This window comes from Yoonia sp. (assembly GCF_017854415.1).
GTDB lineage: Bacteria > Pseudomonadota > Alphaproteobacteria > Rhodobacterales > Rhodobacteraceae > Yoonia.
On the sequence record NZ_JAFMHR010000111.1, the window covers coordinates 1 to 10,207 of the forward strand.

Sequence of the window (10,207 nt, forward strand, 5' to 3'; positions counted from 1 at the left end):
AGAGCTGACAAGCGACGGGGATCGACCCACCCCAACTGCACAGCCGGCATTCATGCGTCGTGGCCTTGAAAAGCTTGAAGCATTTCAAGACGAAATCGTAGATTTGGAAGCCACGCTTGCTGATGTAGTAAAACTTGGTGGGCTTGATGCCGAGAAGAAATCAGCGAAACTAATCAAACAGTTACGTGCGTTTGAACCAAGCGTTACAATGATCGGTCAAGTCAAAGCAGGCAAAACGTCGCTGGTCAACGCGATGGTCGGCCGCCCTGATTTGTTGCCTGCTGACGTCAACCCATGGACCTCTGTCGTGACGTCGTTGCACCTCAACACACCCCTTCCGCCCGACGCGCCGACTGCGGCATTCCAGTTCTTTAGCAAAGGCGAATGGGACCATCTCATTGAAAACGGTGGCCGAATCGGCGAATTAGCCGCGCGCGCCGGTGCTGACGAAGAATTAGAAAAAGTTCGGACCCAGATCATTGCGATGCGCGATAAGACCAAGCAACGCTTGGGTCGCAAATTCGAGTTACTGCTTGGTCAAAAACATAGCTACGCCCAACTCAACGATGATTTGATCCAGCGCTATGTCTGTATGGGCGATGATTTTGACGACCTTGGTCAAGCTGACCAGCAGGGGCGCTTTGCCGATATCACAAAATCGGCGGATTTGTATTTGAATACAAAAGCACTGCCGATCCCGCTTTGCATTCGCGATACCCCAGGCGTGAATGATACCTTCATGATGCGCGAACAGATCACCATCAATGCGCTGCGCGACAGCCGCATTTGTGTTGTTGTCCTGTCAGCACATCAGGCGCTAAGCGCTATGGATATGGGCCTGATCCGCCTGATTTCGAATGTGAAAGCCCGTGAGGTTTTGATCTTCGTGAACCGCATTGACGAACTGTCCAATCCCGCAGAGCAAGTGCCGGAAATCCGTGACAGCATCATGCAGACCTTGGCTGACAACAATGGCCCCGAAAATCCACAGGTCATATTTGGCAGTGCATATTGGGCCAATATTGCGCTTAAGAATGATCTCGATGACATCATCTCTGACAGTGCAGATGCCCTTTATAACTGGGCAGAAGCCTCGCTTAGCGCTGAAACCGTCGACATGGATACGCATGAATTGGTGTGGCAACTTTCCGGCATGCCGCAGCTTTATTCAGCCTTGTCAGAGCGTATCGTCGAAGGATCAGGCGCGGAAATCCTTTCGGCTTCGCGCAAAAAGGCGCTGAACCTTGTCAGTGGTGTACGTGCCTCTAACGCTGTTGTTTCGATGCGTTTGGACGGCGACACGGTGTCGGTCATGATGGCCGATGAGCTAGAAAAGCACCTTGATAAGCTGCAAAAAGACAACATGAAGCTTCTTAGCGACCGCATGGACGCGGTGTTCCAACAGTTTAGCGCGCGGGTCGATCAATCGCACAAACGCTTCCTTGACCGCGCCCTTGAATCATTGCTGCAGCATCTTGAGACCAAAGGCGAAGAAGAGGTTTGGCAATATAGCCCTGACGGCCTGCGCATGTTGTTGCGAACCAGCTATCAAGTCATGCGCCGCAACGTCGCCTCGACCTGCGAAGAAGTTTATGCATCTGCCGCCCAAGACCTCGCAGAAATTTGCCGGTCGGCTTTTGGTGTGGCTGTCGAGAACTTCACGATCACGCCACCGACGCCGCCAGATGTTCCTGCGCCCGTCTCCTTGGGGCAAACTATCGCGTTGGATTTGCAGACGTCTTGGTGGAAAGGCTGGTGGAAACGCCGCAAGGGCTACCGTGCTTTTGCAAGCGGCTTTTATGACCTGATCGAGGCGGAAACCAAGCCCATCGTCGAAGAACTCAAAATGCGTCAGGCAAATGATATCCGCGAAAGCGCGGAGCGCGAGTTGCACAGCTTTTTGTCTGAACAGCGCGGACTGTTGAGCGACATCAGCAATAAGTCAGAGCTTGATATCGAAGATCTCGAGGATGTATTCGGCATCAAAGCCCAGCAGGAACGTGAAGAATTGTTCGAGTTCATCTTCGAAGAACTCCGCGATGATACAATTGCGATAGGTAAAGCTTAATGTCCGACCAAGCCCCCACCCGCAAACCTCGTATCGCCCTGATGGGTGAATTCAGCGCTGGCAAAAGCACGTTGTCAAACCTGTTGATGGGCGTGCGACCGCTCCCTGAAAAAGTAACCGCTACACGGCTGTCCCCGGTGTGGATCACATTCGGCACCGACGCGCCCTACCGTGTAGACGTCGATGGGTGGCAAGAGCCTATCTCGATTGAGCGTCTCGAGGATGTGCCCGTATCTGAAACACGCTTCATCCATTTATCCATCGAAGCGGACATCCTTGAAGTTTGCGACCTGATCGACTTTCCAGGCATTTCAGACCCCAACATGTCATCCGACGTCTGGGAACGTATGCTGACAGAGGTCGATGCCGTGATTTGGTGTACCCACGCCACCCAAGCCTGGCGTCAATCCGAAGCAGCTGTTTGGGACACGATGCCAAATACAGTGCGCGAAAACTCTATTTTGTTGATCACCCGCTACGACAAGTTGACGACAGAACGTGATCGCAGCCGCGTCATTATGCGCGTTGCCCGCGAAACCAAAGGCCAGTTTGGTGCAACTTTCCCGATTTCGCTTTTGCAGGCCATCAAGGCAGGCGAAGACTATGCCTTATGGGAAGCCAGTGGCGCCGGACCATTCACCGAACATCTGATTGAACGCATTGAAAAGCTGGCGGCATTAACCGCCCGTACAGAAACCCCGCTTTATAACCTGACGACAGAATCTGATATTCCTGCGGCGGTCGTGACCTCTGTCATGCCACGGCGCGTTCAGCGCACAAAAGACGGCACCGAAGGCGCAACTAGACCGGCCGCTCGTCCAGTTCGGCCGACTTAGATCTGGTGGATTGGCGCGTTGCATCATCCGCATCGCGCGGGCATAGCGACAAAGTTAGTAACTGTAGAAAAGTAGGCTGGTGATGGTTGTTAATGAGTTAGATACGTTACTTGCAGCCAGCGTCGGCTGTCAGGCGATTGCATTTGCTGACCTGTCGACGCGCATGATCCTCGTGACAGATACGCGGTCAAAATTACCCCGCGAGACGCTTGATGCACTTTGCGTACAGGCCGCTACTGTTTTAGGGGCGCATGGAAAGATTGGTTTGGGTGCAAACCCTAGTCGGCTTGCGCTTTTGGCGGAAAAAACATCCGTTCACCTATTTTTGCGTGCGAGCGATGAGCCGGACGATGTACTATGTTGTGTGTGTGCCCCGGACGTAAATGTTGATAAACTTGTGGACGAAGCAACCAAATGCCTGAACCGTATCAGCGGCGGTTAATAGATGAACTTGGGACCCAGCTTATGAGCGATATGATTGCCTTGGCGCAAAAACTGAATGCGTTGGCCGCACGTGATGACGTCTTTGAAGACGGCGCGCGGGTGATATCGCAAGGCGGCGTTCCTGCGCCCATGACTGCATTCCTAGCCGTCGTTGACGAAACGGTGCTTGAACGCAGGTTGGACTTTGCGGTAGGCGACGTTGTGGTGAGCGTCATTGCAGCCGGCCGCCGCTTGCGCGGTATGATTGCTGTTTCACCTGCGGCAGGTGATCATATAGATTTATTCGGCAAGACCCTGTCGCGCCAGGAACCTGCAATGCTCGACGCGGCATTTGCACTTTTGACTGATATTTTTACAGGGGCGGCCCGACTTACCGTGCGCAGCCTTCCGGCAGAGCCTTTTGGCAGTGGCGGCGAACGTGGCATTTCAGCTTCTGGTTTGGCCGAGATTTGGCAAATCGACATTAGCGAGACCCCTTTGCCGCCGATGTCGCGCTTTTTGCGCGTCAATGAGACTGCATTTAGCGCGGTCCTTCTTGTCAGCGCCGGTGATATTCTAGCGACTTACGGCGATATCGCTGGACTGCAATCGATTTGGGATACCCAAGTCGACGCCTTTTTACGTGCGCAAGAAAGCCTGCCGAACCACCAAGATGGTCCAAAGCTAATCTGTCTTGAAGGCGCGCTTGATGATGGCAATACAGCAGCCCTGGCACTGGCGGGCGATGACGTTGCGTTGATGGTTTATGATCCTGCAAAGCTGGGCGCATTGCATGCGTCTTGGCGCTCAATTTTTCAATAATGCATCCGGCGGCCAAATCTGCACCACGCGCGACCCAGTTCTTTGAGGGCTTCGCAGAGCAGTCATTTGAAACCCCCGATGGCCCGATCTTCTATAGGTCAAAGGGCGACGGCCCGCCGTTGTTATTGCTGCATGGCTACCCGCAAACTTCGGCGATGTGGCACGCGATAGCACCGGCTTTAGCGCAGACCTATCAAGTGATTTGCCCCGATTTGCGGGGCTACGGCAGATCGCTCAAGCCGAAGACGGACGCGGCCCATATGCCCTATTCTAAACGCGCGATGGCAGGCGATGTTCTGGCGTTGATGGATCATCTAGGACATCATCGGTTCCTTATCGGCGCACATGATCGCGGCGCCCGCGTCGCACATAGATTGACGGCTGATAATCCTGAACGTGTCATTGCATTTTCCACGCTCGATATTGCGCCAACCCGCGAAATGTACCGAGAAGCGGGCAGCGCTTTTGCGCATACCTACTGGCATTGGTATTGGCTCACATTGCCACATCCTTTCCCCGAGACATTGATCGGCGCAGACCCTGCGTTCTTTTGGCTCAGCAAATGTGGGGCTGGTGCCGCGGGGCTATCGCCGTTTGTGCAGCAGGCGCTTGACGAATACCTGACGTGTTTCGCCGACACCCAAGCAATCCATGGTGCTTGCGAAGATTACCGCGCGGCGGCCAGCATTGATTTGGCGCACGATGATGCAGAGGTCGGCAAGACAAAGACTCCGTTGCTCGCGCTTTGGGGTGCCGATGGTGCTATTGCCGCACATTTCGACTGTTTGGCGCTGTGGAAAGAACGCGCCAACGACGTGCAAGGCTGGGCTTTGCCTGGTGGGCACTACGTCGCCGAACAGCACCCGCAAGATGTGCTGGATGCGTGGGTACCGTTTTTTGCAAATGCGATGACTGACGCTTAGGTCAAACGTGCCGGAAAACCTTCGGCACGCAGATCTGTTTTCAACAAATCCTCAAGCAGTTTGACGATCATCGGTGACTGCGCGTCACCCCCATAGGCCGCACGCGCTGCAACATAAGTCTGCTCGGTCGCCGCGGCCAATTCGAGCGGTACTTCGAATTCACGGCCAAATCCCATGGCGAAACCCAAGTCCTTTAGAGCAAGATCAATATTGAAGGCCACGTCGTAAGACCCATTCAGCACCAAGGCCCCTTCGGTCTCATGCACAAATGATGTACCAGACGATGCCTTGATCGCATGCCACGCCTGAGACAAATCCAGCCCGCCGCGCTTGGCAAGCATCATCGCCTCGCCGCAAGCTTTCAGGTGGATAAAGGCCAACATGTTCGTGATCACCTTGATGATTGATGCAGATCCAAGCGGTCCCATATGAAAAACCTGATTTCCCATTGCATGCAGCGCAGGCAGATGCAGATCGAACATATCCTTATCGCCGCCAGCAAGCATAGTGATGTTGCCTTGTGCTGCCAGATGAACGCCGCCAGTGACGGGCAGTTCCATCATGCGCACGTCATGTTTCGCGGCATCTGCGGCGAATGCTAGCACCTCTTCGCGGCCCAGTGTCGACATCTCGATCCAATGCGCGCCTTCACGCATCGCAGGCAGCATTTGCGCAGCCACCGCTTGCGACACGGCGGGCGACGGCAGGCATGTAATGATATGATCGACCGAAGCCGCGAGGTCCGCCGGGTTGTCCGCCCACTTGGCACCTTCGGCCATCGCCACCGCTGCGGCGTCTTTGTTGATGTCGGTCACGGTAACATCTAGCCCCGCACGCAACAGGCAAGCCGCACAATTTGCGCCAAGGTTTCCCTGCCCAATATAGCCGTAATGCATCATCAGTCCTTATTTGAAGTAGATATTATAGTCAGCGCGGATTGCCGCATCCAAAGCAGGATCGAACTTGATTTGGGCATTTGCAAGGATTTCATTTTTTCGCGCGATAGCTTTGTCGATCAGAATCGGGCGGTCGGCTTCGTTCCACTCTTTGGGGCTCATCCGGTTGCCCAGCTTGGGGTAGATATACTCGGTTTGCATCAAAGCCAGCGTTTGATCGGACCCAAGGTAATGCCCCGGACCGCCCAGACAAACCGCCTTCATTGCATCCAGCGAGGTGTTTTCTTCGGTCACGTCGATTCCGCGCACGGTGCGCATGACTTGCCCAAGAATATCGTCCCCCAAGACCAAAGACTCCAGGCAAAAGCCTAGCAGCGACGCATGCATCCCTGCCGCTTCGTAGACCATGTTCAGACCTGATAGTCCGGCAAGCACATTGGTGATCCCCTGCTCCCATCCGGCCTGCATATCAGGCAGTTTCGAATCCGAGATACCCGCCGCAGCACCGCCCGGCAGGTCGTAGAATTTATGCATCTGCGAACAACCCGCTGTCAGCAAGGCCTGCTCTGCTGATCCGCCAGACATCGCACCCGTGCGTAAATCAGACACAAATGGCCACGTCCCAAAAACAGCCGGATGACCCGGGGCCATAGCGTTGACATAGACGACACCCGCAAGGCATTCGGCGACCGCTTGCACGATCGCAAGCGCGATGGGTGCAGGTGCCGTTGCCCCCGCTTGGCCGGCGGACAGCAGCAGTACCGGCATACCTGCGCGAATGCAGGATTCCATCGCAGTGCAGCTTTCTTCAGCGAACTTCATAGGCGGGACAACAAAGCAGTTCGAATTCGACACGAACGGACGGGCACGCCATGCGGCTTCTCCGCCAGCCAAACGGTGCAGCATTTCCATGCCGGGTGCGACATGCGACGGGTCACTAAATGATGTGCCTACATGCTTTGTCGTTCCGGCGCAGCACGCATAGATGGTGTTCAAATCCATCTCTAGGTTGTCTGTGACGTCACGGGCAACCATCGCGCGCTGGAAAAAATGAATATTATCAAGGGCGTGCGTAATCTTGGCAGCATCATGCAAATCTTGGGCGGTGCTATCGCGGTAAGTATTCGTTTCGACGTCGACGACATGCACGGCGGCACCCGCAGTGCCAAAGTGCACTCTGGTGCCTGACAGATGCAGATCATGCTTTTCCTCGCGGCCATGCAACGTGATGTTGCGCGCCGCTTTGGCCAGCATGTCTTCAACCAACGCGCGCGGGAATCTAAGACGGCCGTCATCGCCCTGAATTGCGCCCGCTTTGGTCATAATCTCGACCCCCGAAGGCGGGGCTTGAGACAGACCTATCTGCTCGAGCGCATCAAGCGCTGCGCCATGGATGCGCGCAACATCCGCATCAGACAATGGCTTGTATTGTCCACCCGACATCCCCGGACGTACTGGGCGGACATCTTCGGCCAATGGCGCACTGCGCATTGCGACACGGGCAGCGCGCCCACCTGATCTGCGTTTGGTTTCCGTCATGGTCATTCCTCAACTCGATGGCCGAGTATTCCCCCGCACACGCAATCAATCAATCAGGTCATCCGGTTATTATTGATCGGATTTGCCGATTAGGACATAGTCGCGTCTATGCAGATAGAACTGATCGATACCTTCCTTGATCTTTGTGAAACAAAGAGCTTCAACCAGACGGCGGAACGGCTGGAGGTGACGCAATCGACCGTGTCTGGCCGGATCAAATCCCTCGAAAAGACAATTGGCGCACGACTGTTCAGAAGATCGCGATCCGGCACGTCGCTGACGACCCAAGGTTTGCGGTTCGAACCCCATGCGCGCGGTCTGCGTCACAATTGGATCACGGCGCTCAACGCGGCGCGCGATACTGCCATTAGCGGTGTGACAATGCGGATCGGGCTGCAGCATGATCTTGTCAACACTGACATTCGCGGACTGATTGATCGATTTCGCACTGTGTTTCCACAAACTGCTTTCTTGTTTGAAGCCGATTATTCAGGTCAGATGTGTGCCGATCTGGTGTCAGGCACCCAAGATGTCGCAGTTCTTTATTCTCCGAAAACCCAACCGGATTTGTACTTCGAAATGCTAGGCGAAGTCCGGTATTTGATGGTCTCGACCCATGCGCAGACGATGGCAGATGTGGACCCGTCGTCATACATCCTTGCCAATTACGCCCCCGCATTCATGCAATCACACGCGGCGCTCTTACCTGATTTGATGCAGGCATGGCTGTCAATTGGGCAGAATGCAGCGATGGTTGATCTGCTGACATCTTTGTCAGGGACGGCATATGTGCGTCAGGATTCGGCCAATCAACTGGTAGCGTTAGGCACATGCCAAGCTGTCAAAGACGCACCGGTCATAACGCAACCCATTTTTGCAGGCCTGAATATGCGCAACCGTCACCGCCCGGCATATCGCAAGATGTTTGAGATACTTCGCTCACAATACAGCCTTGGCAATCGCGAAAAAAGAGGGCGGGTGCTGTGACCAGCATCGGAACTGGCCCGCCTTACGACGAATGACGTTCATTTCCTGTGACGTCCGAGCAAAGTTTGCGCAAGCGCAACGTCACGCGCCGAGCTTCCAGTAAACTGGTCCGGAAAATGGAGGTTCAAAATGCCTTTGCAGCGTTTTTACGATCCAGACACGCCACTAAATGAATTGATCGCAGACTGGCCCGAAACGGTCGAGGTCTTCTTTCGCCATCAGATGCTCTGCGTGGGCTGCCTTGTAGCGCCGTTTCATACGGTTACGGACGCTTGTAAAGAATATGGGTTGGAAATTGATGCGTTCTACGCCGAACTGACTGCGACCCTTAGGTAGGTGCCAGCGTTCCGGACAAGATCACCAGCTTATGGGGATCACAGACAGTGATATGTTTACGCTGGCTTTCGATGATCCCGTCGCGCTCCCATGCGCTGAGCGTGCGGCTAACGGTGTGCAGCGTCGCACCGGTCATCTCTGACAGGTTTTGACGGGTTATAGGGAAATCAATCTTGATCCCGTTGTCCACTTTGCGACCGGACTGGTTGATCATCCGCAAGATCGCGCAGGCAATGCGCTGTTCGACCTGCTGAGTGGCCAGTTCCAACATGCGCGAGCTCATCTCTTCGATGCGGTGCCCGACGGTCTTATAGGTCTGTGTTGCAAACCCATCATAGCGCGCCACGAAGTCGGGCCATAAATGCATCGGCCACGACAGGGCGACCGATTCCACAGCCGCAATTGCCGTTGCAGGATACGTCGTATGGCCAAGCGCGGCCGCGATGCCGAATAGCTGTCCGCTAGGGATATGAAGAGCGATGATGCGTTCGCCTTGTTCGGATATCCGCACCACACGGATATGCCCATCAAGCAGCACATAAAATCGCTCTGCGTCAAAGCCTTCTTCAAACACCGCTACACCCGCTTCATAGCGGCGCGATGTCGCCAGATCGAGGATCTCGCGGATCTGATCTGTGCGCAACATCGCGAATGGCGGCATTTGCGTCAAAAGACTTTCATCAAGAAGTCCGTGACGTGCGGGGTGGCGATTGTTCTTCATCGGTCATTTGTCCCACAAACCTGCCATTTGCGCCACGTGTTTGATCTCGATCAACAAAACAGGGTGATTTTGGTTGTGCTAGCGCAAACTCGCTGTCCCGCAACAGCGTATCCTGAGGTCAGTTAAACACGAAGGGAAAACCGATGTTGCGAATAATAGCGTCCACAGTAGCGATCTGCGCGGCCATGTCAGGTGCCGCATGGGCCGAGAATTTCGAGGTTCAGATGCTGAACCGCGGTGAGGCTGGAAATATGATCTTTGCGCCCGCGTTCTTGCGCCTCGCACCAGGTGACACGGTCACGTTTATCCCAACGGACCGCGGCCACAATGCAGAATCCATCCCTACGATGACACCCGAGGGCGGCACTGAATTTGAAGGCCGCATCAACGAAGAGATCGTTGTGACCTACGACGTGGCGGGTGTTTATGGCGTGATGTGCAAGCCGCATTTTGCCATGGGCATGGTCATGGTGATCGCCGTTGGCGACGCAACCGAAGCCCCCGAGACATTCCTCGAAGGACGCATTCCGCGTGGCGCCAAAGCCCGCTTTGAAGAACAGCTTTCAAACCTCTGACATCTTAACAAGGAGACTATTATGACTAAAGTATTCAATCCAGGTCTGATGCAGACCAATCGCCGTAACGTACTGCGCGGC

At 54.7% G+C, this 10,207-nt stretch carries 11 protein-coding genes; 8 read left to right on the top strand and 3 right to left on the bottom strand.

Annotated features, from left to right (window positions below; all coding sequences use genetic code 11):
• Window positions 1–4: 4 nt before the first annotated feature.
• The 5 genes from QZ197_RS12185 (at window position 5) to QZ197_RS12205 (ending at window position 5,072) form a co-directional block, all read left to right on the top strand.
• Complete coding sequence (locus QZ197_RS12185; RefSeq protein ID WP_296432282.1) at window positions 5–2,068, top strand: dynamin family protein; 2,064 nt, start codon at window positions 5–7, stop codon at window positions 2,066–2,068.
• Complete coding sequence (locus QZ197_RS12190; protein WP_296432271.1) at window positions 2,068–2,904, top strand: dynamin family protein; 837 nt, start codon at window positions 2,068–2,070, stop codon at window positions 2,902–2,904. Before QZ197_RS12185 ends, QZ197_RS12190 begins: the two co-directional genes overlap by 1 nt.
• A gap of 82 nt (window positions 2,905–2,986) precedes the next feature.
• Window positions 2,987–3,346 (top strand): hypothetical protein, encoded by a 360-nt coding sequence (locus QZ197_RS12195; RefSeq protein WP_296432273.1) that lies wholly within the window; start codon window positions 2,987–2,989, stop codon window positions 3,344–3,346.
• A 23-nt stretch (window positions 3,347–3,369) separates the two neighbouring features.
• A complete protein-coding gene (locus tag QZ197_RS12200; RefSeq protein ID WP_296432274.1) occupies window positions 3,370–4,149 on the top strand; it encodes a hypothetical protein in 780 nt (259 codons plus the stop codon).
• Window positions 4,149–5,072 carry an alpha/beta hydrolase gene (locus QZ197_RS12205; RefSeq protein ID WP_296432275.1) on the top strand — a complete coding sequence of 308 codons (924 nt, stop codon included), beginning with the start codon at window positions 4,149–4,151 and terminating at the stop codon, window positions 5,070–5,072. Before QZ197_RS12200 ends, QZ197_RS12205 begins: the two co-directional genes overlap by 1 nt.
• On the opposite strand, the gene QZ197_RS12210 is transcribed toward QZ197_RS12205, so the two are convergent.
• Both QZ197_RS12210 and QZ197_RS12215 read right to left on the bottom strand, forming a co-directional pair.
• A complete protein-coding gene (locus QZ197_RS12210; protein WP_296432276.1) occupies window positions 5,069–5,968 on the bottom strand; it encodes an NAD(P)-dependent oxidoreductase in 900 nt (299 codons plus the stop codon). The two genes, QZ197_RS12205 and QZ197_RS12210, sit on opposite strands and share 4 nt — an antisense overlap.
• Window positions 5,969–5,977: 9 nt before the next feature.
• Window positions 5,978–7,507 carry a trimethylamine methyltransferase family protein gene (locus QZ197_RS12215; RefSeq protein ID WP_296432277.1) on the bottom strand — a complete coding sequence of 510 codons (1,530 nt, stop codon included), beginning with the start codon at window positions 7,505–7,507 and terminating at the stop codon, window positions 5,978–5,980.
• 108 nt (window positions 7,508–7,615) lie between these two features.
• On the opposite strand from QZ197_RS12215, the gene QZ197_RS12220 reads away from it, so the two are divergent.
• Entirely contained in the window at window positions 7,616–8,494 is an 879-nt protein-coding gene (locus tag QZ197_RS12220) for a LysR family transcriptional regulator (RefSeq protein WP_296432278.1), read from the top strand.
• Between the two features lie 129 nt (window positions 8,495–8,623).
• A complete protein-coding gene (locus tag QZ197_RS12225; RefSeq protein WP_296432279.1) occupies window positions 8,624–8,830 on the top strand; it encodes a DUF1858 domain-containing protein in 207 nt (68 codons plus the stop codon).
• Here the strand turns inward: QZ197_RS12225 and QZ197_RS12230 are convergent.
• The gene (locus QZ197_RS12230; protein ID WP_296432280.1) at window positions 8,823–9,551 is read right to left on the bottom strand and encodes a Crp/Fnr family transcriptional regulator; all 729 of its coding nucleotides are present in this window, start codon (window positions 9,549–9,551) and stop codon (window positions 8,823–8,825) included. The two genes, QZ197_RS12225 and QZ197_RS12230, sit on opposite strands and share 8 nt — an antisense overlap.
• Window positions 9,552–9,694: 143 nt before the next feature.
• Between QZ197_RS12230 and QZ197_RS12235 the strand changes: the two genes are divergently transcribed.
• Window positions 9,695–10,126: a pseudoazurin gene (locus QZ197_RS12235; protein WP_296432281.1), complete on the top strand. Its 432-nt coding sequence runs from the start codon at window positions 9,695–9,697 to the stop codon at window positions 10,124–10,126.
• Window positions 10,127–10,207 lie beyond the last annotated feature (81 nt).